Genomic DNA, 24,553 nt, shown 5'->3' on the forward strand with positions numbered 1-24,553 from the left:
ATGACTGCAACGCGAATTGGCATCGTCGGTGCCGGCGGCCGCATGGGTCGCATGTTGATCGAAGCAACCCTGAAGGCTGAAGGTGTGGCGCTGGGCGCGGTTTTCGACCAGCCGGGCAATCCAACGATCGGCACCCGTGCGGGTGCGCTGGTCGGTCTGCCGAGCGATGTGCGGGTGACCGACGATCTTGAGGCCGGCCTGGCGCAGATCGATTGTCTGATTGATTTCACGCGGCCGGAAGGCACGCTTGATCATTTGGCCGCCTGTCGTCGGGCGGGGGTCGGGATGGTCATCGGAACCACCGGTTTCGATGCCGAGGGCAAGGCCGCGATTGCCGATGCTGCACGCGACATCCCGGTGGTGTTCGCACCCAATATGGCGGTCGGTGTCAATCTCGTCTTCAAGCTGCTTGATACGGCTGCGCGTATCCTGAATCAGGGCTATGACATCGAGGTGGTCGAGGCGCATCATCGGATGAAGGTGGATGCCCCTTCGGGAACCGCCTTGCGCATGGGGGAGGTGGTCGCCTCCGCGCTGGGGCGTGATCTGGCGGAGTGCGCCGTCTACGGCCGCGAGGGAGTTACGGGCGAGCGTGATCCGTCGACCATCGGTTTTGCCACGGTGCGTGGCGGTGACATCGTCGGCGATCATACCGTGATGTTCTGTGGCCTCGGCGAGCGCGTCGAAGTCACGCACAAGGCCAGTAGCCGCATGCCTTACGCGCTGGGTAGCCTGCGTGCCGCGAGATTCATTGCCGGCAGGCCGAACGGTCTGTTCGACATGCAGGACGTTCTCGGTTTGCGCTGATCGACCATGAAGTCCCGCCTGCTGCAGCGCCAGCTTGAAGAGCTCTTTGGTGGGGCAGGGGAAGAGGATGTCAGGCGCGTTCTGGTGGAAGCCGGCGTGGCGCCGGACTCACCCCTGGTCAAGGCGTTCGAACGCTTGCTCGGCTTGGTCGACGCTTCGTATGTGGCCTATGCCAATGTGAATGCCTGGTCGGTCCAGTTGTCCGGCGATGCGCTGTCAGACTGGAATTTGCGTGCCGGAACGATCGATTCCGGTCGCCAATGGAAGGAGATGCTGGGTTATACCCAGACCGATCTGGACAACAGCATCCTGCAATGGCAGCGGCTGGTTCATCCGGATGATCTGCGCGGTCTGCAGTCCAGCATTGCCGCGCATACCCGTACGCAGGACCGTAATTTCGAGATTGAATGCCGGCTCAAGGGCAAGGACGGTTTGTGGCGCTGGTTCCTGGTTCGCGGGGCGGTTGCCGGTCGGGATGCCAGTGGCGAGCCGGTCCGGATGCTGGTGCTGCAGCGCGACATCAGTCAGGCGAAAGTGGCCGCCGGCGAATTGATCGGGGCAAGGGATGCGGCCGAGGCGGCGAACAAGGCGCGCGGGGCTTTTCTTGCGAACATGAGTCATGAAATCCGGACGCCGATGAACGGCATCATCGGCATGACCGAGTTGGCACTTGATACCCAGCTGGATGCCGAGCAGCGGCATTATCTGAAAACCGTCAAATCCTCGGCTGAATCCCTGCTGACCATCGTCAACGACATTCTCGATTTTTCGAAGATCGAAGCGGGGCGGATGGAGTTCGAATCGGTTCCGTTTTCACTTCACGATGCGATGCTCGAAGCGGTGCGCATGCTCGCCGTTTCCGCTCACAAGAAAGGCTTGGAGCTGATCGTCGATCTGCGGCCCGAGGTGCCGCAGCGGGTGATCGGTGATCCGACCCGTTTGCGGCAGGTCATTATCAACCTGGTCGGTAACGCGGTGAAATTCACCGAGCGTGGCGAGGTAGCGGTGCAGGCTGCCGTGCAGGAAATGCTTGCCGATGCGGTGGTTCTGCGCTTTTCGGTCCGCGATACCGGCATTGGTGTTCCGGCCGACAAGCAGCAGGTCATCTTCGATGCCTTTTCCCAGGCCGATGCATCAACCACCCGACGTTTTGGTGGAACCGGTCTGGGGCTGGCCATCTGCGCCAGGTTGGTCCAGTTGATGGGCGGCAAGATCTGGCTGGAGAGCGTTCCGGGTCAGGGGACCACCTTTCATTTCACCGCGCGTCTGGCGGTCGACCGCGAGCGTTCACCGGAAGCCGATGCCGCAGTGAAACTCTATGCCGGGCGGCGAGCGCTGGTGGTGGATGACAGTGCCGCGGCCGGGCGTTGCCTAGTCGAGTTGCTGTCGATGCAGGGGGTTCAGGCGACGGCGGTGAGCGACATGGCGCAGGCGGTGGCAGCCATCGAGAAGACTCGGGCCATGGAGTTTCCGTACGACTATCTGATACTCGACGCCGGCATGTCGGCACCAGGCGGGATGGCGTTCGTCGAAAAATGGGGAAAGGACAATCCGGAGCGTCTGCTGGTGACTTTGACGACCGAAAACCAGCGTCAGGATCTGGGGCGTTTGCGCGAACTTGGTGTCGCATTGCACTTGGTCAAGCCGATCGGTGGCGGAGATCTTGAGGTGGCGCTCGGTTTGGCCGAGCATGCCGACAGTCTGGTGGCGCGCGAGGTGTTCCGGCTCGATCCTTTCCAGGTCGAGGAAGCTGGCGTACCGGCAAGCAAAGGCATGCGCGTGCTGCTGGTCGAAGATAATCCGGTCAATCAGGAGCTGGCCTTGCGTTTGCTGGAACGCCAGGGGCATCAGATCAAGGTGGCGAACAATGGTCAGGAGGCGGTCGACCTGTTCGAGGCCGGTAATTTCGATGTCATCCTGATGGACATGCAGATGCCCGTCATGGGCGGGGTTGAGGCTACCGAAATCATCCGTTCCCGTGAAATGCGTCGCAGTTGGGTGGTTTCCCATGAGTTCAGGCCGGTCTATATCGTGGCCATGACGGCCAATGTCATGGCCAGTGACCGCGATCGCTGCATGGCGGCTGGAATGAACGACTATCTGGCCAAGCCCCTGCATCCGGATGAGCTTTATGCGGCCTTGCGGCGCGCGCGGGGCGAGGAGCTTGGCGTGGTTTCGGTTGGGCTGCCTGCCGCGCAGCCCGGTTCGCCGGTTTCCGGCCTCAATCTGCAGGCAGCGCTCAACGACATCGGTGATGCCGAACTGTTGGCGACAATGGCTCAGATGTTCCTCGGGGAGTGGGAACTGCATCTTTCGCGGCTCGAAGAGGCAATTTCGGTCGAGGAGGCGTCATCTGCCCGTTTGCAGGCGCATACCTTGAAGAGTCTGGTGGCGATGTTTCATGCCGACGATGCGCGTCGTCTGGCGATGGATATCGAGCAGCGGACGGCGTCTGGCGGTAGCGTGGATTGGGTCGCCTGTCGTCAGCGCTTTGCCGAGCTGAGCGCAGAGATGGCATGCATCAGGCCGCTGCTCCAGCGGTTTGTCGAGACGCGTGTAATCCCTTGAATTTGCCTGAAAAGCCCCTTTTCGGCTAAAATAGTAGGGTTTGAAATTGCACAAGCGGGGAGGCGAGAGCCTTCCCGCTTGGCACATGAATAAGCAGAAAATAACAGGAGAGCCGACGTGTCGCTGCTGCCCTCATTCACACCCGCCATCCTCGCCCTCGCCGACGGGACGGTTTTCAAGGGCCAATCCATCGGCGCCGACGGCGTCACCAGTGGTGAAGTCGTTTTCAACACCGCGATGTCCGGCTACCAGGAAATTCTTACCGATCCTTCCTATTGCCGCCAGATCGTCACGCTGACCTATCCGCACATCGGCAATACCGGTTGTAATGCCGAAGACTTCGAGTCGGGCGCCAATTATGCGGCCGGTCTGGTCATCAAGGATCTGCCGCGCTGCGCATCGAGCTGGCGTAGCGAGGATGACCTCGGTTCCTATCTGAAGAAGCACGGCATCGTCGCCATTGCCGGCATCGATACACGCAAGCTGACCCGCATCCTGCGGGAAAAGGGGGCGCAGGCCGGTTGTATCCTGACCGGTGCGGATGCCGACCAGACCAAGGCGCTGGCCATGGCGCGCGCTTTCCCCGGTTTGGCCGGGATGGATCTGGCCAAGGTCGTTTCGGCGAAGCAGCGCTTCGACTGGACGCAGACCGAATGGGCGCTCGAAGGCGGCTACAAATCTGTTGGCGACACCCGTTTCCATGTGGTCGCCTATGATTTCGGCGTCAAGCACAACATCCTGCGCATGCTGGCCGAGCGTGGCTGCCGCCTGACCGTCGTGCCGGCGCAGACGCCGGCGGCCGATGTGCTGGCAATGAAGCCGGACGGCGTTTTCCTGTCCAACGGTCCCGGTGATCCCGAGCCCTGCGATTACGCAATTGCCGCCATTCGTGAACTCCTTGAGCGTGGCGTGCCGATCTTCGGCATCTGTCTGGGCCACCAGTTGCTTGGTCTGGCGTCCGGCGCCAGGACGCTGAAGATGAAGTTCGGCCACCACGGTGCCAACCATCCGGTCAAGGACATGGACACCGGCCAGGTGCTGATCACCAGTCAGAATCATGGTTTTGCGGTCGACGCCGATTCCCTGCCGGAAAATCTCCGGGCCACGCACGTTTCGTTGTTCGACGGCTCGTTGCAAGGGATCGCCCGCACCGATGTGCCGGCCTTCTCCTTCCAGGGGCACCCGGAAGCCAGCCCCGGCCCGCACGACGTGGCCTACCTGTTCGATCGCTTCCTCGACACCATGACGCGCGGCGTGGCTGCGCTCAACAACGCGCAATAAGCGGCACAGAGAGAGATAACGATGCCGAAACGTACAGACATCAAGAGTGTTCTGATCATTGGCGCCGGCCCGATCATCATCGGCCAGGCCTGTGAATTCGACTATTCCGGTGCGCAGGCCTGCAAGGCCCTGCGTGAAGAGGGTTACAAGGTCATCCTGGTGAACTCCAACCCGGCGACGATCATGACCGACCCGGAAATGGCCGACGTCACCTACATCGAGCCGATCACCTGGCAGGTCGTCGCCAAGATCATCGAGAAGGAACGTCCGGACGCGCTGCTGCCGACCATGGGCGGCCAGACCGCGCTGAACTGCGCGCTCGACCTCGACCGTGAAGGCGTCCTGGCCAAGTTCGGCGTCGAGCTGATCGGTGCGTCCAAGGAAGCCATCGACAAGGCCGAGGACCGCCAGAAGTTCAAGGACGCGATGACCAAGATCGGTCTCGGTTCCGCCCGTTCGGCGACCGCGCACAGCATGGAAGAGGCCTACCAGGTGCAGGCTGCCATCGGCTTCCCGACCATCATCCGCCCGTCCTTCACGCTGGGTGGCACGGGCGGCGGTATCGCCTACAACATGGAAGAGTTCGAGACCATCTGCAAGCGAGGTCTTGAAGCATCGCCGACCAACGAGCTGCTGATCGAAGAATCGCTGCTCGGCTGGAAGGAATACGAGATGGAAGTGGTCCGCGACAAGGCGGACAACTGCATCATCGTCTGTTCCATCGAGAACCTCGACCCGATGGGCGTGCACACCGGCGACTCGATCACCGTCGCGCCGGCGCAGACGCTGACCGACAAGGAATACCAGCTGCTGCGCAACGCCTCGATCGCCGTGCTGCGCGAAATCGGCGTCGATACCGGTGGTTCCAACGTGCAGTTCTCGATCAATCCGAAGGATGGTCGCTGCATCGTTATCGAAATGAACCCGCGCGTCTCGCGTTCCTCGGCGCTGGCCTCCAAGGCCACCGGCTTTCCGATCGCCAAGATCGCCGCCAAGCTGGCCGTCGGCTACACGCTCGACGAGCTGGCCAACGACATCACCGGCGGCAAGACGCCGGCGTCGTTCGAGCCGTCGATCGACTACGTCGTCACCAAGGTGCCGCGTTTCGCCTTCGAGAAGTTCCCGCAGGCCGATTCGACGCTGACCACGCAGATGAAGTCGGTCGGCGAAGTGATGGCCATGGGCCGCACCTTCCAGGAATCGCTGCAGAAAGCCCTGCGCGGTCTGGAAGTCGGTGTCGATGGCTTCAACCTGAAGTCGGTCGATCCGGAAACCATCGACGAGCAACTCGCCCGTCCGTCGCCGGATCGCCTGTGGTACGTCGCCGACGCCTTCGGCATCGGCATGTCGGTCGAGCGCGTCTTCGAACTGACCAAGATCGATCCGTGGTTCCTCACCCAGATCAAGGAGATCGTCGATCTCGAACTGGCCGTGGAAAAACGCGAATTTTCGTCGTTGACCGCCGAAGAGCTGCGCTTCCTGAAGCAGAAGGGCTTTGCCGATCGTCGTCTGGCCTACCTCTTGAAGACCAGCGAGTCCGAATTCCGCGCCCGCCGCCACGCCCTTGGCGTGCGTCCGGTGTACAAGCGCGTCGACACCTGCGCTGCCGAGTTTTCGACCGGCACCGCCTACCTCTACTCGACTTACGACGAGGAGTGCGAAGCGCAGCCGACCGACAAGAAGAAGATCATGGTCCTGGGCGGCGGTCCGAACCGCATCGGCCAGGGCATCGAGTTCGATTACTGTTGCGTGCATGCCGCGATGGCGATGCGCGAAGACGGGTACGAGACGATCATGGTCAACTGCAACCCGGAAACGGTGTCCACCGACTACGACACCTCGGATCGCCTGTACTTCGAGCCACTGACGCTGGAAGACGTGCTGGAAATCTGCGCCATCGAGAAGCCGGTCGGCGTCATCGTCCAGTACGGCGGCCAGACCCCGCTCAAGCTGGCGCTGGCGCTGGAAGCCAATGGCGTGCCGATCATCGGCACGACGCCGGAATCGATCGACATCGCCGAAGACCGTGAGCGCTTCCAGAAGCTGCTGCACGACCTCGGCTTGAAGCAGCCGCCCAACCGTACCGCCCGCACCGAGGAAGATGCACTGCGTCTGGCGCAGGAAATCGGCTATCCGCTGGTCGTCCGTCCGTCCTACGTGCTCGGCGGCCGGGCCATGGAAATCGTCCATGAGCAGAAGGACCTCGAGCGCTACATGCGCGAAGCGGTCAAGGTCTCCAACGATTCGCCGGTGCTGCTCGACCGCTTCCTGAACGACGCCGTCGAATGTGACGTCGATGCGCTGTCCGATGGCGAGGAAGTGATCATCGGCGGCGTCATGGAACACATCGAACAGGCTGGCGTGCACTCTGGCGATTCGGCCTGCTCGCTGCCGCCGTACTCGCTGTCGGCCGCCGTCCAGGACGAACTGCGCCGCCAGACCAAGCTGATGGCCAAGGCGCTCAACGTCTGCGGTCTGATGAACGTGCAGTTCGCGATCAAGGACAACGACGTCTACGTGCTCGAAGTCAATCCGCGCGCCTCGCGTACCGTGCCTTACGTCTCCAAGGCGACCGGGCTGCAGCTGGCCAAGATCGCTGCCCGCTGCATGGCCGGTCAGAGCCTGAAGGCCCAGGGCATCACCAAGGAAGTCGTGCCGCCTTACTACTCGGTCAAGGAAGCCGTCTTCCCCTTCGTCAAGTTCCCCGGGGTCGACACCATTCTTGGCCCGGAAATGAAGTCGACCGGCGAAGTCATGGGCGTTGGCACGACCTTCGCCGAAGCCTTCGTCAAGTCGCAGCTGGCCGCTGGCGTCAAGCTCCCGGTTTCAGGCAAGGTCTTCCTGTCGGTCAAGGACAGCGACAAGCAGAAGGCGGTCGAGATCGCCCGTCACCTGCACGAAGCCGGCTTCCAGCTGGTCGCCACGCGCGGTACTGCGCACGCCATCGAGGCGGCTGGCCTGCCGGTGCAGCCGGTCAACAAGGTGACCGAAGGGCGTCCGCACATCGTCGACATGATCAAGAACAACGAGATTGCGCTGATCATCAACACCGTCGAGGAAAAGCGCGGGGCGATCAACGACTCGCGTTCGATCCGGACCTCCGGCCTGCAGGCCCGGGTGACGATGTACACGACGATCTGGGGTGCCGAAGCGGCCGCCGAAGGCATTCGCCATCTGGGTGGACTCGTGGTATATCCGATCCAGGCGCTGCACGCACAGTTGCACTAAGACCAACCCGAACCGCCGGGTTGCCCCGCTCGGGCACCGGCGGTTTTCCTTTGGCAGGAAAACCATGAACAAAATTCCGTTGACCGTAATCGGTGCCGAGAAGCTGCGCGAGGAATTGCATCGCCTGAAGACGGTCGACCGTCCGAGCGTCATCGCGGCGATCGCCGAAGCGCGTTCGCACGGCGATCTCTCCGAAAACGCCGAATACGATGCCGCCAAGGAGCGCCAAGGCTTCATCGAAGGGCGCATCCAGGAGGTCGAAGGCAAGTTGTCGAATGCCCAGATCATCGATCCGAAACTGCTCGATGCCGATGGTCGCTGCGTTTTTGGCGCCACGGTCGAGATGGAGGATCAGGATTCCGGCGATACCGTGACGTACCAGATCGTCGGCGAAGACGAGGCTGACATCAAGGTCGGCAAGATTTCGGTCAATTCGCCGGTCGCTCGCGCGCTGATCGGCAAGTACGCCGGTGACATCGCTCAGGTTCAGGCGCCGGGCGGGATGCGTGAGTACGAAATCATCGACGTTCGTTACGAGTGAGCCGATGCGTCGCGTCGCCGAAGCCCTTTATCTGATTGCCATCACCCTCTGGGTCGGCGGCCTGTGGGTCGTCGGTTACCTCGTGGCGCCGGTGCTGTTTGCCCATCTCGGTGACCGGCAACTGGCCGGCCAGATGGCCGGACGCCTGTTTACGCTGATCGGCTGGATCGGTCTGGGCGCCGCCGCTTATTTGGCGGTGTTCCTGGTCGGACGTTGGGGGGCGGCCTTCCTCAAGCGTGCGGTGTTCTGGCTGGCGCTGGTCATGGCGGCGATGGCGGCCGTCCAGTTGTTCGGCATCCAGCCGCTGATGGAGCAACTGAAATTGCAGGCCTTGCCGCGCGAGGTCATGGAGAGCGTTCTGCGCGACCGCTTCGCCACCTGGCACGGCGTGTCCAGCGTGCTCTACCTGGTGCAGAGCCTGCTGGGTTTGTGGCTGGTGATCTGGAGCGGGCGCGGGCTGCGCTGATCAGCCCTGGAAGCTGCGCTTGGTACGCCGCGGTCCGGCGGCCCGGGGTTTTTGTGCATTCTTGCGGTCGACCGCAGCTTTTTCGGGATTTTCCCGGAATACGACCAGCAATTTGCCGATGTGCTGGACCGGCGCGGCGTCGAGTTCCTGGCAGATGCGCTCGAGGTAGGCCAGGCGGTCATCGCGACTGTCGCCATAAACACGAATCTTGATCAGTTCGTGCGCCTTGAGCGACAGATCGATTTCCCGCAGGACGGCATCGGTGAGACCATTCTCCGAAATCGAAACGACGGGATTCAGACCATGGGCCTGGGCGCGCAGTTCGCGGACCTGGGCGGAATTCAGTTGCGGCATTTAAAAACCTTTCAAAAACGGCATTTTACCGAAGAATGAAGCGAACCAGAACCAGCAAGGCATGGATGCGGGAACATGTGAACGATCCTTACGTCCAGCTTGCCAGAAAAGAAGGCTGGCGCTCACGCGCCGCGTTCAAACTGATGGAGATCGACGACAAGGACAAACTGCTCAGGCGCGGTGAAGTGGTCGTCGACCTTGGCGCAACCCCCGGCGGCTGGTCGCAGGTTGCGGTAGAGCGGGTGGGGAGCGAGGGTTTGGTGTTCGCGCTCGATCTGCTGGAGATGGCGCCGATCCACGGTGTGCATTTCATCCAGGGGGATTTCCGCGAAGACGATGTGCTCGAACAGCTCGAAGCGCTCCTCGGCGATCGCCGGGTGGGGCTTGTAATGTCGGACATGGCCCCCAATATGTCCGGTGTGCCCTTGGTCGATCAGGCGCGTGTGATGCATCTGGCCGAGCTTGGACTGGAGTTTTCGCGGGCGCATTTGAAACCGGATGGCGCTTTTCTGGTCAAAGTTTTTCAGGGCAGCGATTACGAAAGCTTCGTCAAGGCGATGCGCGAGACCTTCAGGACGGTTGCGGTACGCAAGCCGGACGCCTCGCGTGACCGCAGTCCCGAGATTTACCTGCTCGGTCGCAACTTGCGCTGACCGATTTTGTTTAGAATGGCATTTTTGTCGCTCGACGCAGTCAAAGGAGAGCCCGCTTGAACAACATGTTCAAAAATCTCGCGATCTGGATGGTCATTGGCCTGGTGCTGATGACGATCTTCAATCAGTTCAATTCCCGGCAGGTCGCTCCCGGCTCCGTCGAGTATTCCCAGTTCCTCGACGAGGTCAAGCAAGGCAAGATCACCAAGGTGGTCATGGAAGGTCGTACGCTGAAGGCGACGACGACCGAAGGCCGGCGCATGACGACCTACGCGCCGCCCGATCTGTGGCTGGTTTCGGACCTGCTGAAGAATGGCGTCAAGGTCGAGGCCAAGCCGGAAGAAGAACCGTCCTTCCTGATGAACATCTTCGTCAGCTGGTTCCCGATGCTGCTGCTGATCGGTGTCTGGGTCTTCTTCATGCGCCAGATGCAGGGCGGCGGCAAGGGCGGGGCTTTCTCGTTCGGCAAGTCGCGGGCCCGGATGATGGACGAAAACCAGAACAACCTGACGTTTGCCGACGTTGCCGGTTGCGACGAGGCCAAGGAAGAAGTCCAGGAGTTGGTCGACTTTCTGCGCGATCCCTCCAAATTCCAGAAACTCGGTGGCCGCATTCCCAAAGGCGTGCTGATGGTCGGCAACCCGGGGACCGGCAAGACCCTGCTGGCCAAGGCAATTGCCGGCGAGGCCAAGGTGCCGTTCTTTTCGATCTCTGGCTCCGATTTCGTGGAAATGTTCGTCGGTGTCGGTGCGGCGCGTGTCCGCGACATGTTCGAAAACGCCAAGAAGCATGCGCCGTGCATCATCTTCATCGATGAAATCGACGCCGTCGGTCGCCATCGCGGCGCAGGCCTGGGTGGTGGCAACGACGAACGCGAACAGACCTTGAATCAGCTGCTGGTCGAGATGGATGGCTTCGAAGGCCACACCGGCATCATCGTCATCGCCGCCACCAACCGTCCGGATATCCTCGATCCGGCGCTGCTGCGTCCGGGCCGCTTCGACCGTCAGGTCGTCGTGCCGTTGCCGGACATCCGCGGTCGTGAGGAAATTCTCAAGGTGCATATGCGCAAGGTGCCCATTGCCGGGGACGTCAAGGCTGATGTGATCGCGCGTGGTACCCCGGGCTTCTCCGGCGCGGATCTGGCCAACCTGGTCAACGAAGCCGCGTTGTTTGCTGCCCGTCGGAACAAGCGTCTGGTGGACATGGACGACTTCGAGATGGCCAAGGACAAGATCATGATGGGCGCAGAGCGTCGCAGCATGGTGATGACCGAAGAAGAGAAGATGAACACGGCCTACCACGAGTCCGGCCATGCCGTCGTGGCCAAGCTGGTGCCGAAGTCCGATCCGGTACATAAGGTCACGATTATTCCGCGTGGTCGCGCCCTGGGGCTGACCATGCAATTGCCGGAACAGGATCGTTACGCTTACGACAAGCAGTACCTGCTGTCGCGCATTGCTGTTCTCTTCGGTGGACGTATTGCCGAAGAACTGTTCATGAATCAGATGACCACGGGGGCGTCGAACGACTTCGAGCGTGCGACTTCGATGGCGCGTGACATGGTGACGCGTTACGGGATGTCGGAACTTGGTGTGATGGTGTACGGCGAAAACGAGGGTGAGGTATTTCTCGGCCGCTCTGTGACCCAACACAAGAATGTCTCGGAAGCGACGATGCAGAAGGTCGATGCGGAAATCAGCCGTATTCTCGATGAACAGTACGGGCTGGCCCGCCGCCTGCTGGATGAAAACAGGGACAAGGTCGAGGCGATGACCAAGGCGTTGCTCGAGTGGGAAACCATCGACGCCGAGCAGATCGATGACATCATGGCCGGCAAGCCGCCGAGGCCGCCGAAGCCGTCGCCTTCCTCGATTTCGCCGCCGCCTTCCGATAGTGCCTCGGGCGCCGAACCCAGCGCACCAGCGACGGCCTGATCCAATACCGATTCATTTTCCGGGGGCTTCTGCTCCCGGTTTTCATTTCATGCCCCCTGTTCTGCGCTGCGCTGGTTACGAACTCGAGCTGAGTCGTCCGCTACTGATGGGTATCGTCAATCTGACCCCGGATTCGTTTTCCGGTGATGGTCTGGCGACGGATGTCGCCAGAGCGATAGCCCATGCCGAGGAACAATTGAAGGAAGGCGCCGAGATTCTTGACATCGGCGCCGAGTCCTCTCGTCCCGGGGCGATTCCGACCCCCGAAGACGAAGAGTTGCGGCGCTTGATACCGGTACTGGCGGAAGTTACCCGCTGGGGCGTGCCGGTCTCGGTCGATACCTACAAGCCCCGTGTCATGCGGGCCGCTATCAAGGCTGGCGCCGCGATGATCAATGACATCTGCGCCTTGACCGAGCCGGGGGCTGTGGATGCTGTGATTGATAGTGATTGTGCCGTGTGCGTGATGCACATGCAGGGGCGGCCCGGAACAATGCAGTCCTCGCCGGCTTATGGCGATGTGGTGGCCGAGGTCAGCAGCTTTCTGGGGAGTGTCGTTGATCGCTGCCGACAGGCGGGAATCGCTCGCGATCGTCTGCTGGTCGATCCGGGGTTCGGTTTTGGCAAGACGCTGGAGCACAATATTGCGTTGTTTCGCGCGTTGACCGCAGATATCTGGTGCGGCTTGCCGTTGCTGGTCGGGGTGTCGCGCAAGACCATGCTCGGGCAGATTACCGGCCAGCCTGTTGAATGCCGTCAGGTTGCCAGTGTCTCCGCTGCCTTGCTGGCTGCGATGAAGGGGGCTGCCATCCTGCGCGTTCATGATGTGGCGGCAACGCGGGACGCACTGGCGGTGTGGTCGGCAATAGAACAAGGAGATTGACGATGGGGAGAAAATATTTCGGTACCGATGGCGTTCGTGGGCGGGTCGGTGAGGCGCCAATCACGCCGGATTTTGTGATGCGTCTTGGCTACTCGGCAGGGCGTGTGCTGGCGCAGCGCTGTTTGATGCCGGCTGGCGAGCGGCCGACCGTGTTGATTGGAAAAGACACGCGGGTTTCAGGCTACATGCTGGAGTCCGCCCTGGAAGCCGGGTTTGCTGCAGCCGGTGTCGACGTGTGCCTGGTCGGTCCGATGCCAACACCGGCGGTTGCTTATCTGACGCGCGCTTTACGGTTGCAGGCGGGAATCGTGATTTCTGCTTCGCACAATCCGTATCAGGATAACGGGATCAAGTTTTTCTCGGCAGCGGGAACCAAGTTGCCGGATGAGGTCGAGGCCGCGATCGAGACTGGAATCGATGCGCCGATGGACTGTGTGCCGCCGGAGGCCATTGGTCGTGCCCGGCGGATCGATGATGCGCGCGGTCGTTACATCGAGTTCTGTAAAAGTACCTTCCCTAACGATTTTGATTTGCGCGGCCTCAAAATTGTCGTCGATTCGGCACATGGAGCGGCCTATCACATTGCCGCCGATGTCTTTCACGAACTGGGGGCCGATGTTGTCGCTATCGGGGCCCAGCCGAACGGCCTGAACATCAATGCCGGTTTTGGCGCAACGGCGCCGGCAGCCTTGCGTGAAGCGGTGGTCGCACACTGTGCCGATCTCGGGGTGGCGCTTGATGGCGACGCCGATCGCCTGCAGATGGTCGATTCGGAGGGGGGCTTGTATGACGGAGATCAGTTGCTTTATGCGATCGTCCGCTCACGTGCCCGCCATGCGCCGGTTTCCGGTGTGGTCGGTACCTTGATGAGCAATCTGGCGCTGGAACACGGATTGGCTGCGATCGGCGTACCGTTTGCGCGGGCGGCCGTCGGTGACCGCTACGTTGTCGAGATGCTGCAGCAGAAAGGCTGGCTGTACGGCGGAGAGAATTCCGGCCACATCCTTGCCCTCGATCGCCACAGCACCGGAGACGGTATTGTGGCCGCCCTGCAGGTGCTTGCCGCGCTCAGGGAGTCGGGGGGCTCATTGGCAGATCTGTTGGGCGAATTGGTGTTGTATCCGCAGAAGTTGATCAATGTACCTATCGTCAGAGGCTTCCCGTGGCGTGAAAACAGGGAGATTGCGCAGGTGGTCGACAAAGTCGAAGCGGACCTTGCCGGCAGGGGGCGGGTCCTGCTTCGTCCGTCCGGTACTGAGCCATTGCTACGGGTGATGGTTGAGGGTGAATCCGCGGAGGATGTCCAGCAGGCGGCCGAGGCAATCGCCAGTGCGGTTCGCTCTGCAATCACCGCAGGGTGAACGTTGATTGACCATGAAAACCAGCGACCGATATAATCCCGTGGTTTTGGCTAACGGAAGCACCGGGCATGCGCCGTAAGATCGTTGCGGGAAACTGGAAAATGCATGGGAGCATTGCTGCAAATCGGCAATTGCTGCTTGATGTGCTGGCCGGGCTTGGCGATGTCTCCTGCGATGTTGTCGTCTGCCCGCCTTTTCCCTATCTGGCTCAGGTGGCAGAGCTTCTCCAGTCGAGCCGGGTAATGCTGGGGGCGCAGCACGTCAGCGAATTTGCGGTTGGTGCTTACACAGGCGAAGTCTCAGCGGCAATGCTGGCCGAGTTCGGTTGTCGCTATGTATTGGTCGGGCATTCGGAGCGGCGTAGTCTCTATGGCGATGACGATGCAAGGGTCGCTGCCAAGTTTCGGGCCTTGGTGGACTCGGCGCTGATACCCGTCTTGTGCGTTGGCGAGACCCTTGTGCAGCGCGAGAGGGGTGAGACTGAGGCGGTGGTGTCGCGTCAATTGGAGGCGGTGCTCGACCAGGTCGGCGTTGACGCATTTGCGTCCGGTGTGGTGGCTTACGAGCCGGTCTGGGCCATCGGTACGGGGCTTACGGCAACACCGGAGCAGGCGCAGCGGGTCCATGCTGCAATGCGCGCCTTGTTGGCGGAGCGTGATGCCGGCCTAGGGGCCGGCATGCGTATTTTGTACGGTGGTAGTGTCAAGGCACAGAACGCTGCCGAGCTGTTTGGGCAGCCGGACATCGATGGTGGTCTGATTGGCGGGGCATCGCTGCAGTCGACGGATTTTTTGGCAATTTGCCGTGCGGCAAACTGATAGATAGGCATTGAACATGAACTGGTTGTTTTCCATCGTATTGACGGTCCACATTCTGGTGGCGCTCGCCATCATTGGTCTGGTGCTAATGCAGCATGGCAAGGGTGCGGACATGGGGGCTGCGTTCGGTAGTGGCGCGTCCGGCAGTCTGTTTGGCGCCTCGGGCTCGGCGAATTTTCTCAGCCGAACCACGGCGGTTCTGGCGGCCGTGTTTTTTGCCACCAGTCTGACGCTTGCATTTATTGCCTCCCAAAAGCCAAAAACGTCTGGCAGTCTGATGCAGGATTCTGTACAATCGCAGCCTGTTTCGCCGGCGGCTCCTGCGGCTGGTGAAGCGCCAAAGAGCCCGGCTGCTGCTGGTTCGAAGGCGCAGGACATTCCGAAGTAAACGCAAGGAGTCTTCCCGGTCATAGGTCCTCTCCGGGAGGGCGGAAAATTAGTGCCGACGTGGTGAAATTGGTAGACACGCTATCTTGAGGGGGTAGTGGCGCAAGCTGTGCGAGTTCGAGTCTCGCCGTCGGCACCAAATAATTAACTGGGGTGGTTCGTTTTTTTGAGCCGTCTCGAATAAAACTGACAATTTGGCGGCGGATGATGGAAACCTACTTTCCTATTCTGATGTTCGTGCTAGTTGGGGTTGCGGTCGGTGTCCTGCCGGTTGCAATGGGTTTCATTCTTGCTCCCAGCAAGCCCGATGCCGAGAAGCTATCGCCCTATGAGTGCGGCTTCGAGGCCTTCGAAGATGCGCGCATGAAGTTTGATGTGCGCTATTACCTAGTCGCTATCCTCTTCATTCTTTTCGATCTCGAAGTTGCGTTCCTGGTCCCCTGGGCGACGATCTTCAAGGATATCGTGGCGAACGATGCCATCAAGGTTTTCGGTTTCGTCGAAATGATCGTTTTCGTTGCCATCCTGACCGTGGGCTATGTCTATGCCTGGGCCAAGGGGGCGCTCGAATGGGAATGAGGTCGCAAGATGGCCATTGAGGGAATCCTGCAGGAAGGTTTTGTCACCACGACGGCTGACAAGCTCATTAATTACATGCGTACTGGCTCCATGTGGCCGATGACCTTCGGTCTCGCTTGCTGCGCGGTGGAGATGATTCACGCCGGCTGTTCGCGCTACGACCTTGATCGCTTCGGCGTAGTCTTCCGGCCCAGTCCGCGGCAGTCCGACGTGATGATCGTCGCTGGTACGCTGACCAACAAGATGGCGCCGGCGCTGCGCAAGGTGTATGACCAGATGGCCGAGCCGCGCTGGGTCATTTCCATGGGCTCCTGTGCCAATGGTGGCGGCTATTATCATTATTCCTATTCGGTGGTGCGCGGCTGCGACCGTATCGTGCCGGTTGACATCTATGTGCCAGGCTGTCCGCCGACGGCCGAAGCCTTGCTCTACGGCATTATCCAGCTGCAGAACAAGATTCGTCGCACCAATACCATTGCCCGCTAAATTTCGAGGCTGATCCCATATGTCTGCCAAGCTGGAAGCGCTTAGCCAACAACTGCAGGATCGTTTCGGGGACAAGCTGCTGTCGAAAAAGCTTGCTCTGGGCGAGTTGACCGTAGAGGTCGCTGCGGCTGATTACCTTTCGATCATGCAGGCTCTGCGTGACGAAGCGGAATTCTCTTTCGAGGAGATGATCGACCTGTGTGGGGTCGATTATTCCGATTACGGTGCCGGTGGCTGGCAGGGTAAGCGTTTTGCCGCGGTTGTTCATCTCCTCTCGCTGACGCACAACCGGCGTCTGCGGGTGCGTGTTTTTGCCGAGAGCGATGAATTTCCGGCGGTCGATTCGATCGCATCAGTGTGGACCAGTGCCGGCTGGTTTGAGCGCGAGGCGTTCGACCTGTTCGGGATTGCCTTCGTCGGTCACGAAGACCTTCGTCGCATCCTGACCGATTATGGTTTTATCGGCCACCCGTTCCGCAAGGATTTCCCGATTTCCGGGCATGTCGAGATGCGTTACGACCCAGATCAGGGGCGTGTCGTCTATCAGCCCGTGACCATTGAACCGCGTGAAAACACGCCGCGCATTGTCCGCGAAGATACCTACGGGGATCCGGCACATGGCTGATATCCGCAATTTCACCCTCAACTTCGGTCCGCAGCACCCGGCGGCGCACGGCGTACTGCGTCTCGTGCTTGAGCTGGATGGCGAAGTCGTCCAGCGTGCCGACCCGCATATCGGTCTGCTTCATCGGGGTACCGAAAAGCTTGCCGAGACCCGTACCTGGGTGCAGTCAGTGCCGTACATGGATCGTCTCGACTATGTGTCGACGATGTCCAACGAGCACGCCTACTGTCTGGCGGTCGAGAAGCTGCTACAGATTGAGGTGCCAGAGCGCGGCAGGTACATCCGCACGATGTTCGACGAAATCACGCGCATCTTGAACCACCTGCTGTGGATCGGTTGTCATGCGCTCGACGTCGGTGCGATGACCATGGCGCTTTATACCTTCCGCGAGCGCGAAGATTTGATGGATGCCTACGAGGCGGTCTGTGGGGCGCGTCTGCACGCAGCCTACTACCGGCCCGGCGGTGTCTATCGAGATCTGCCCGATCGCATGCCGCAATATCGTGAATCGACCTGGACCAATGCTGCACGTGCCAAGGCCATGAACGAGAATCGCGGCGGCTCCTTGCTGGATTTTCTGGAAAATTTCACCGAGCGTTTTCCGAAATATCATGCCGAATATCACACCCTGCTGACAGATAACCGCATCTGGAAGCAGCGTCTGGTCAATGTTGGTGTCGTCAGTCCGGAGCGTGCCAAGCAACTGGGTTTCACCGGTGCCATGCTGCGCGGTTCTGGCATCGAATGGGATTTGCGCAAGAAGCAGCCCTATGCGGCTTATGACAAAGTCGATTTCGACGTGCCCGTCGGCGTTAACGGTGACAGCTACGACCGTTACCTCGTGCGCATGGAAGAGATGCTGCAGTCGAACCGCATCGTGAAGCAGTGTATTGCTTGGCTGCGTGCCAATCCGGGACCGGTGATCACCGACAACCACAAGGTGGCACCGCCGCAACGTGAATCCATGAAATCCAACATGGAAGAGCTGATTCACCATTTCAAGCTGTTTACCGAAGGGATTCACGTGTCGCCGGGCGAAGCCTATGCGGCCGTCGAACATCCGAAGGGCGAATTCGGTATCTACTTCATCTCGGATGGCGCGAACAAGCCATACCGGATGAAGATTCGTGCTCCGGGCTTCGCTCATCTGGCCGCCATGGATGAAATGGCGACCGGGCACATGCTGGCCGACGTCGTTACGATCATCGGCTCCCAGGATATTGTTTTTGGCGAGATCGACCGCTGATGTTTTCCGCTGAAACCCTACAGAAATTTGCCCGCGAGGTCGCCAAGTATCCGGCCGACCAGAAACAGTCCGCAGTCATGGCCTGTCTGGCTCATGCTCAGGAAGAAAAGGGCTGGTTGCCACCCGAGGCGATCGAGGCTGTGGCCAACTATCTCAGTATGCCGCCGATCGCGGCCTACGAGGTCGCTTCGTTCTACAACATGTACGACCTCAAGCCGCTCGGCAAGTACAAGATCACGGTCTGTACCAACCTGCCGTGCGCGCTTTCCGGCGGTTATCACGCCGGCGAGTATCTGCAGCACAAGCTGGGTATTGGCTACAACGAGACCACTGCCGATGGCAAATTCACGCTGAAGGAAGGCGAGTGCATGGGCGCCTGCGGCGATGCGCCGGTGTTCATCGTCAATAACCGTTCGATGTGCAGCCACATGCATCCGGAACAGATCGACAAGCTGCTCGAGGAGTGCAAATAATGGCCATGATGGGGGCAATCAACCCGGTCCTGATGGCCGGTCTGAACGGTGACGACGGCTGGCACCTGAAGGATTACGTCGCGCGTGGCGGTTACGAGCAGCTGAAGCGCATCCTGCAAACCGGTCTGACCCAGGAAGACGTGATCAGCGAGGTCAAGAAATCCGCGTTGCGTGGTCGGGGCGGTGCGGGTTTTCCGACTGGACTGAAGTGGTCCTTCATGCCGCGCTCCTTCCCGGGTGACAAGTATGTCGTCTGTAACACCGACGAAGGTGAGCCGGGGACCTTCAAGGACCGTGACATCATGCGCTACAACCCGCATGCGGTCATCGAAGGAATGATTATTGCCGGCTTTGCGATGGGTGCCAGTCGCGGGTACAACTACGTTCACGGCGAAATCTGGGAAATCTACCAGCGCTTTGAGGCAGCCCTAGACGAGGCTCGCGCGGCCGGGTTGCTGGGCCAGAAGATTCTTGGCACCGAATTTTCCTTCGAGTTGTTCGCCCACCACGGTTACGGTGCCTACATCTGCGGCGAGGAAACCGCGCTGCTCGAATCGATCGAAGGCAAGAAGGGCCAGCCGCGCTTCAAGCCGCCGTTCCCGGCCTCCTTCGGTCTGTACGGCAAGCCGACGACGATCAACAACACGGAAACCTTTGCCTCCATTCCCTTCATCCTGAAGATGGGCGGCGAGGAGTTCCTCAACCTGGGCAAGCCGAACAACGGCGGCACCAAGCTGTTCTCGGTGTCCGGCCATGTCAATCGCCCGGGTAACTACGAAATTCCGCTTGGTACCTCGTTTGCACAACTGCTTGAAATGTGCGGCGGTATGAGAGGCGGACGCAAGCTGAAGGCAGTGATTCCTGGTGGGTCATCGGCGCCGGTATTGCCGGCCGAGGTGATCATGGATTGCACGATGGATTACGACTCGATCAGCAAGGCGGGTTCGATGCTCGGCTCCGGTGCCGTGATCGTCATGGACGAGACGGTGTGCATGGTCAAGGCGCTAGAGCGCTTGTCGTTCTTCTATCACGAAGAATCCTGCGGCCAGTGCACGCCCTGCCGTGAGGGAACGGCGTGGATGTACAAGGTGGTGCATCGCATCGAGAACGGTCAGGGCAAACCGGAGGATCTGGATCTGCTCAACAGCGTGCTCGGCAACATCGCCGGTCGTACCATCTGTGCGCTCGGTGACGCGGCAGCCTTCCCGGTGCAAAGCTTCATCAAGCATTTCGGCAAGGAGTTCGAGCACCACATCGAACACAAGACCTGTCTGGTGCCGAAGGACGTGCAGTGGGCCGGCAGCGGCTTCCACAAGATTCCGGCCTGACGGCCTGGTTGTCAAAGAAACTGGCTACAAGGTAGCGACATGCTAGAAATCGAAATCGACGGCAAGAAAGCGCAAGTGCCCGACGGCAGCACGGTGATGGATGCCGCGCAGCAGTTGGGTGTTTACATCCCGCATTTCTGCTATCACAAGAAACTCTCGATTGCCGCCAACTGCCGGATGTGTCTGGTGCAGGTCGAGAAGGCGCCGAAGCCGTTGCCTGCCTGCGCGACGCCGGTGACCAACGGCATGAAGGTGTTTACGCACTCCGATCTGGCGGTCAAGGCGCAGAAGGGGGTGATGGAATTCCTGCTGATCAATCACCCGCTCGACTGTCCGATCTGCGATCAGGGCGGCGAGTGTCAGTTGCAGGACATGTCCGTCGGTTACGGCCCGATGCAGAGCCGCTACACCGAGGAAAAGCACGTCGTCTTCCACAAGAACGTCGGTCCGCTGATTTCGATGGAGGAAATGAGCCGCTGCATCCACTGCACGCGCTGCGTTCGCTTCGGCCAGGAAATTGCTGGCGTGATGGAACTCGGCATGGCCAACCGCAACATGCACTCCGAGATCATGACTTTCGTCGGTCGCACGGTCGACTCCGAATTGTCGGGAAATATGATCGACCTGTGCCCGGTCGGCGCTCTGACTTCCAAGCCGTTCCGCTATACGGCCCGCTCTTGGGAGTTGCAACGCCGCAAGTCGGTCAGCCCGCACGATTCGGTGGGTGCCAATCTGGTCGTTCAGGTCAAGCACGACAACGTGATGCGCGTTTTGCCGCGCGAGAATGAAGCCGTCAATGAGTGCTGGATTTCCGACAAGGAACGTTTCGCCTACCAGGCCCTGAATTCCGATGAGCGCTTGACCCGTCCGATGGTCAAGCAGGGTGGGGAATGGCGGGAAGTCGACTGGAATGTGGCGCTGGACTATGTCGCTCACGGGCTGAAGGATGTTGCCCGCAATCATGGCGGCGATGCACTGGCGGCACTGGCGGCGCAGCATGCCACGGTTGAAGAACTCTTCCTGCTGGGCAAGGTTTTCAAGGGCCTGGGTAGCGGCAACATCGACTTCCGTCCTCGGCAAAGCGACTTTTCGAGCGACTTCAAGCGTGCCGGTGCGCCGTGGTTGGGCATGCGTCTGGCCGATATCAAGGATCTCGATGCCGCGCTCGTTGTCGGCTCTTTCCTGCGCAAGGATCATCCGCTGATCGCACAGCGTCTGCGTCAGGCAGCCAAGAAATATACCAAAGTAAGCCTGTTGTCGGTGACAGCCGACGACCAACTGATCAGTCTGCACGGTCGTCTGACGGTTGCGCCGTCGCAATTGGCTGCTGCGCTGGCGGCGATCGTCAAGGCGGCTGCCGAATCCAAGGGGGTTGCCGTTCCTGTCGACCTGACATCGGTCACTGTTTGCGAAGAAAGCCGCAAGATCGCGCAGAGCTTGCTGGAAGGCGAAAAGCGCGCGGTATTCCTCGGCAATGTGGCGACGCAATCTGCCGAGGCGACACAGATTCACCTGCTGGCCAACCTGTTGGGTGAATTGACCGGTGCCAGCGTCGGTTTCCTTGGCGAAGGTGCGAATACCGTTGGTGCTCACCTGGCCTGGGCCCTGCCGAGCAATGCCAATGCTCGTCAGATGTTCGAACAACCGCGCAAGGCCTATGTTCTGCTCGGCATCGAGCCTGAACTCGATTGCGCCAATCCACAGCAGGTATTGTCTGCACTCAAGCAGGCCTCAATGGTGGTGGCACTCTCCGCTTTCAAGCATGGGCCAGCGTTCGACTATGCCGACGTGATGTTGCCGGTTGCTCCTTATACCGAAACCTCCGGTACTTTCGTCAACATCGAAGGCCGCGTGCAGTCGTTCAATGGTGTGGTCAAGCCGCGCGGTGATGCCCGTCCGGCCTGGAAAGTGTTGCGAGTGCTGGGCAATGTCCTGAACCTGTCGGGCTTCGACTACACCAGCAGCGAGCAGGTTCGTGACGAGGTGCTCGGTACCGACGTTGAATTTGCCGCTGGCCTGAACAATGGCTTGAACGGCATTTCCATCGACTTGTCGGCGTCGACCGCAGCAGGCTTGCAACGGATTGCCGACGTGCCGATCCACTTTGCCGATCCGCTGGCCCGTCGTGCGCCGGCGCTGTTGCAGACGGCTGACGGCGTCGCGCCTACCCTGCGTGCTGCCGCCGCGACGCTGGCGGCCATCGGCGTCGAGCCCGGTGCATCGGTGCGGGTTCGTCAGGGCAATGGCGAGACCGTGCTGGTCGCCCGTCTCGACGACAAGGTGCCGGCCGGCTGCGTGCGCGTCGCCGCGGCGCATCCGACGACTGCGATGCTGGGCGAAATGTTCGGCGACATCTCCGTGGAGCGTGCATAAATGGACGCACTGATGAATTTCGGACAGGGTATGTTCGGCGGCGCCTGGCCGGCCGTATGGACCCTGATCAAGATTGTCCTGATCGTCGCGCCGCTGATGCTCGGGGTTGCCTACCTGACCTATTTCGAGCGGAAGGTGATCGGCTTCATGCAGGTGCGTATCGGTCCCAACCGGGTCGGTCCGCTTGGCCTGATTCAACCGATCGCCGATGGTCTCAAGCTGCTGCTGAAGGAAATCATCGTGCCGAGCGGCGCGAACAAGGCGGTGTTCATCATCGCTCCGATGCTGGCCATCGGGCCGGCGCTGGCCGTCTGGGCCGTCGTCCCCTTTACCGATTCCCTGGTGCTTGCCAACATTGATGCCAGCCTGCTCTATATCATGGCGATCAGTTCGATCGGGGTGTACGGCATCATCCTGTCCGGCTGGGCTTCGAATTCGAAATACGCCTTCCTCGGCGCCCTGCGTTCGGCGGCCCAGATGGTGTCCTACGAAATCGCGATGGGTTTCTCGCTGATCACCGTACTGATGATCTCGAATAGCCTGAATCTGGTCGATATTGTCAATGGCCAGGCCAGCGGGCGTTTTGCGGACTACGGCCTGGGCGTGTTGTCGTGGAACTGGTTGCCGCTGCTGCCGATGTTCGTGGTTTACCTCATTTCCGGTACCGCTGAGTTGAACCGCGCACCGTTCGATATCGCCGAAGGCGAGTCGGAAATCGTAGCCGGTTTCCACGTCGAATACTCCGGCATGGCCTTTGCGCTGTTCTTCCTGGCCGAATACGCGAACATGTTCCTGATCGCAGCGCTGACCTCGCTGCTCTTCCTCGGTGGCTGGCTGTCGCCGGTGGGCTTCCTGCCCGACGGAATTCTCTGGCTGTTCGCCAAGATGGCCTTCGTGCTTTTCCTTTTCCTGTGGTTCCGCGCCACCTTCCCCCGTTACCGTTACGACTTGCTGATGCGCCTTGGCTGGAAGGTTTTCCTGCCGTTGTGTCTCATCTGGCTGGTCGTGGTCGGGGTGTGGATGCTGTCACCGCTGAATATCTGGAACTGAGGAGAGACGAATGGGTTCGATGAAGGAAGTCTTCAACAGCCTCTTCCTCAAGGAGCTGTTGAAGGGCATGTCGGTGACGGGCAAGTATTTCTTTGCTCGCAAGATTACCGTGCAATACCCGGAGGAAAAGACGCCGCAGAGTTTCCGTTTCCGGGGGCTGCACGCATTGCGGCGTTATCCCAACGGCGAGGAGCGCTGTATCGCCTGCAAGCTGTGCGAAGCAATCTGTCCGGCCATGGCGATCACCATCGACGCCGAGCCGCGCGACGATGGCTCGCGCCGCACAACGCGCTACGACATCGATCTGACCAAGTGCATCTTCTGCGGTTTCTGCGAGGAAGCCTGTCCGGTCGATGCCATCGTCGAGACGCGCATTTTCGAATATCACGGCGAAAAGCGCGGTGATCTCTACTACACCAAGCAGATGCTGCTGGCCAACGGTGATCGCTACGAAGCGCAGATTGCCGAAGACCGCGCGCTGGATGCGACTTACCGCTGACAGGATACCGAGATGGATTTCCCGACCTTCGTCTTCTTTTTCCTCTCCGCGATTCTGGTTTTCGCCGCGTTGCGCGTGATCACGGCGCGCAATCCGGTCTATGCCGCCCTGCACCTGATGCTTGCCTTCTTTACCTGCGGCGGCATCTGGGCACTGCTGCAGGCCGAGTTTCTGGCGATTGCAATCATTCTGGTGTATGTCGGCGCGGTGATGGTGCTGTTCCTGTTCGTCGTCATGATGCTTGACATCAATCTGGACCGTATCCGTCAGGGCTTCTGGAACTATCTGCCGCTGGGGGCTGTGCTCGGTTTTCTGATGGTGCTCGAAATGGGCCTGGTGCTGGGCAGCAAGTACTTCCAGGTGCCGGCGGCGGAAGCCGTGGTGCCGGCGGGGGTTTCGAACACCAAGGAAATCGGGGCGCTGATGTTCACCGACTACGTCTACCCGTTCGAATTGGCCTCCATCATCCTGCTGGTCGGCATGATCGCCGCCATCGTCCTGACCTATCGCGGGCCGAAGAAATCGAAGATTTCCAACCCGAATACGCAGGTCTTCGTAAAGGCCAAGGACCGCATGCGCGTGGTTCAGATGCCTGTTGAAAAAGACTGAT

23 protein-coding genes and 1 tRNA gene are annotated in these 24,553 nt (G+C 60.2%); 23 read left to right on the top strand and 1 reads right to left on the bottom strand.

Annotated elements, in window-relative coordinates:
- From dapB to L0962_RS15935, 6 genes are all read left to right on the top strand, one after another.
- On the top strand, nt 1-807 hold the full coding sequence (gene dapB, locus L0962_RS15910; protein ID WP_234087457.1) for a 4-hydroxy-tetrahydrodipicolinate reductase: 807 nt from the start codon (nt 1-3) through the stop codon (nt 805-807).
- Between the two features lie 6 nt (nt 808-813).
- Nucleotides 814-3,375: a PAS domain-containing hybrid sensor histidine kinase/response regulator gene (locus L0962_RS15915; protein ID WP_234087458.1), complete on the top strand. Its 2,562-nt coding sequence runs from the start codon at nt 814-816 to the stop codon at nt 3,373-3,375.
- A gap of 126 nt (nt 3,376-3,501) precedes the next feature.
- A complete protein-coding gene (gene carA / locus L0962_RS15920; protein WP_234087585.1) occupies nt 3,502-4,656 on the top strand; it encodes a glutamine-hydrolyzing carbamoyl-phosphate synthase small subunit in 1,155 nt (384 codons plus the stop codon).
- A gap of 21 nt (nt 4,657-4,677) precedes the next feature.
- On the top strand, nt 4,678-7,884 hold the full coding sequence (gene carB / locus L0962_RS15925) for a carbamoyl-phosphate synthase large subunit (RefSeq protein ID WP_234087459.1): 3,207 nt from the start codon (nt 4,678-4,680) through the stop codon (nt 7,882-7,884).
- Between the two features lie 64 nt (nt 7,885-7,948).
- Nucleotides 7,949-8,425: a transcription elongation factor GreA gene (greA, locus tag L0962_RS15930; protein WP_234087460.1), complete on the top strand. Its 477-nt coding sequence runs from the start codon at nt 7,949-7,951 to the stop codon at nt 8,423-8,425.
- A 4-nt stretch (nt 8,426-8,429) separates the two neighbouring features.
- Nucleotides 8,430-8,891 (top strand): DUF4149 domain-containing protein, encoded by a 462-nt coding sequence (locus L0962_RS15935; RefSeq protein ID WP_234087461.1) that lies wholly within the window; start codon nt 8,430-8,432, stop codon nt 8,889-8,891.
- Here the strand turns inward: L0962_RS15935 and L0962_RS15940 are convergent, their stop codons facing one another.
- Nucleotides 8,892-9,245, bottom strand: a complete 354-nt coding sequence (locus L0962_RS15940; RefSeq protein ID WP_234087462.1) for a YhbY family RNA-binding protein — start codon at nt 9,243-9,245, stop codon at nt 8,892-8,894.
- 35 nt (nt 9,246-9,280) lie between these two features.
- On the opposite strand from L0962_RS15940, the gene rlmE reads away from it, so the two are divergent.
- The 17 genes from rlmE to L0962_RS16025 all read left to right on the top strand — a co-directional run bounded on the left by rlmE (nt 9,281) and on the right by L0962_RS16025 (nt 24,552).
- The gene (gene rlmE, locus L0962_RS15945; protein ID WP_234087463.1) at nt 9,281-9,898 is read left to right on the top strand and encodes a 23S rRNA (uridine(2552)-2'-O)-methyltransferase RlmE; all 618 of its coding nucleotides are present in this window, start codon (nt 9,281-9,283) and stop codon (nt 9,896-9,898) included.
- A 56-nt stretch (nt 9,899-9,954) separates the two neighbouring features.
- Complete coding sequence (gene ftsH, locus L0962_RS15950; RefSeq protein ID WP_301332270.1) at nt 9,955-11,835, top strand: ATP-dependent zinc metalloprotease FtsH; 1,881 nt, start codon at nt 9,955-9,957, stop codon at nt 11,833-11,835.
- A 49-nt stretch (nt 11,836-11,884) separates the two neighbouring features.
- On the top strand, nt 11,885-12,718 hold the full coding sequence (gene folP / locus L0962_RS15955; RefSeq protein WP_234087464.1) for a dihydropteroate synthase: 834 nt from the start codon (nt 11,885-11,887) through the stop codon (nt 12,716-12,718).
- A 2-nt stretch (nt 12,719-12,720) separates the two neighbouring features.
- Nucleotides 12,721-14,079, top strand: coding sequence for a phosphoglucosamine mutase (glmM, locus tag L0962_RS15960; protein ID WP_234087465.1), 1,359 nt, complete (start codon nt 12,721-12,723; stop codon nt 14,077-14,079).
- 68 nt (nt 14,080-14,147) lie between these two features.
- On the top strand, nt 14,148-14,897 hold the full coding sequence (tpiA, locus tag L0962_RS15965; RefSeq protein WP_234087466.1) for a triose-phosphate isomerase: 750 nt from the start codon (nt 14,148-14,150) through the stop codon (nt 14,895-14,897).
- 16 nt (nt 14,898-14,913) lie between these two features.
- Nucleotides 14,914-15,285, top strand: a complete 372-nt coding sequence (secG, locus tag L0962_RS15970; RefSeq protein ID WP_234087467.1) for a preprotein translocase subunit SecG — start codon at nt 14,914-14,916, stop codon at nt 15,283-15,285.
- Between the two features lie 53 nt (nt 15,286-15,338).
- A tRNA-Leu gene (locus L0962_RS15975) sits at nt 15,339-15,423 on the top strand.
- Nucleotides 15,424-15,488: 65 nt separating this feature from the next.
- Nucleotides 15,489-15,863 (top strand): NADH-quinone oxidoreductase subunit A, encoded by a 375-nt coding sequence (ndhC, locus tag L0962_RS15980; RefSeq protein ID WP_234087468.1) that lies wholly within the window; start codon nt 15,489-15,491, stop codon nt 15,861-15,863.
- A 9-nt stretch (nt 15,864-15,872) separates the two neighbouring features.
- Nucleotides 15,873-16,349 carry an NADH-quinone oxidoreductase subunit B family protein gene (locus L0962_RS15985; protein ID WP_121457681.1) on the top strand — a complete coding sequence of 159 codons (477 nt, stop codon included), beginning with the start codon at nt 15,873-15,875 and terminating at the stop codon, nt 16,347-16,349.
- A 19-nt stretch (nt 16,350-16,368) separates the two neighbouring features.
- Nucleotides 16,369-16,974: an NADH-quinone oxidoreductase subunit C gene (locus L0962_RS15990; protein ID WP_234087469.1), complete on the top strand. Its 606-nt coding sequence runs from the start codon at nt 16,369-16,371 to the stop codon at nt 16,972-16,974.
- Nucleotides 16,967-18,220: an NADH-quinone oxidoreductase subunit D gene (locus L0962_RS15995; RefSeq protein WP_234087470.1), complete on the top strand. Its 1,254-nt coding sequence runs from the start codon at nt 16,967-16,969 to the stop codon at nt 18,218-18,220. The genes L0962_RS15990 and L0962_RS15995 overlap by 8 nt, the downstream gene beginning before the upstream one ends.
- Nucleotides 18,220-18,693, top strand: a complete 474-nt coding sequence (gene nuoE, locus L0962_RS16000) for an NADH-quinone oxidoreductase subunit NuoE (protein ID WP_234087471.1) — start codon at nt 18,220-18,222, stop codon at nt 18,691-18,693. The genes L0962_RS15995 and nuoE overlap by 1 nt, the downstream gene beginning before the upstream one ends.
- Nucleotides 18,693-20,021 (top strand): NADH-quinone oxidoreductase subunit NuoF, encoded by a 1,329-nt coding sequence (gene nuoF, locus L0962_RS16005; RefSeq protein WP_234087472.1) that lies wholly within the window; start codon nt 18,693-18,695, stop codon nt 20,019-20,021. The genes nuoE and nuoF overlap by 1 nt, the downstream gene beginning before the upstream one ends.
- A 39-nt stretch (nt 20,022-20,060) precedes the next feature.
- Entirely contained in the window at nt 20,061-22,394 is a 2,334-nt protein-coding gene (nuoG, locus tag L0962_RS16010; protein ID WP_234087473.1) for an NADH-quinone oxidoreductase subunit NuoG, read from the top strand.
- Complete coding sequence (nuoH, locus tag L0962_RS16015; RefSeq protein WP_255680881.1) at nt 22,395-23,444, top strand: NADH-quinone oxidoreductase subunit NuoH; 1,050 nt, start codon at nt 22,395-22,397, stop codon at nt 23,442-23,444. It begins immediately after the preceding gene.
- 10 nt (nt 23,445-23,454) lie between these two features.
- Nucleotides 23,455-23,943, top strand: a complete 489-nt coding sequence (gene nuoI, locus L0962_RS16020) for an NADH-quinone oxidoreductase subunit NuoI (RefSeq protein ID WP_234087474.1) — start codon at nt 23,455-23,457, stop codon at nt 23,941-23,943.
- 12 nt (nt 23,944-23,955) lie between these two features.
- Nucleotides 23,956-24,552: an NADH-quinone oxidoreductase subunit J gene (locus L0962_RS16025; RefSeq protein WP_234087475.1), complete on the top strand. Its 597-nt coding sequence runs from the start codon at nt 23,956-23,958 to the stop codon at nt 24,550-24,552.
- The last annotated feature ends 1 nt before the right edge of the window (nt 24,553 follow it).

It is taken from the genome of Azonexus sp. R2A61 (genome assembly GCF_021401135.1).
Classification (GTDB): domain Bacteria; phylum Pseudomonadota; class Gammaproteobacteria; order Burkholderiales; family Rhodocyclaceae; genus Azonexus.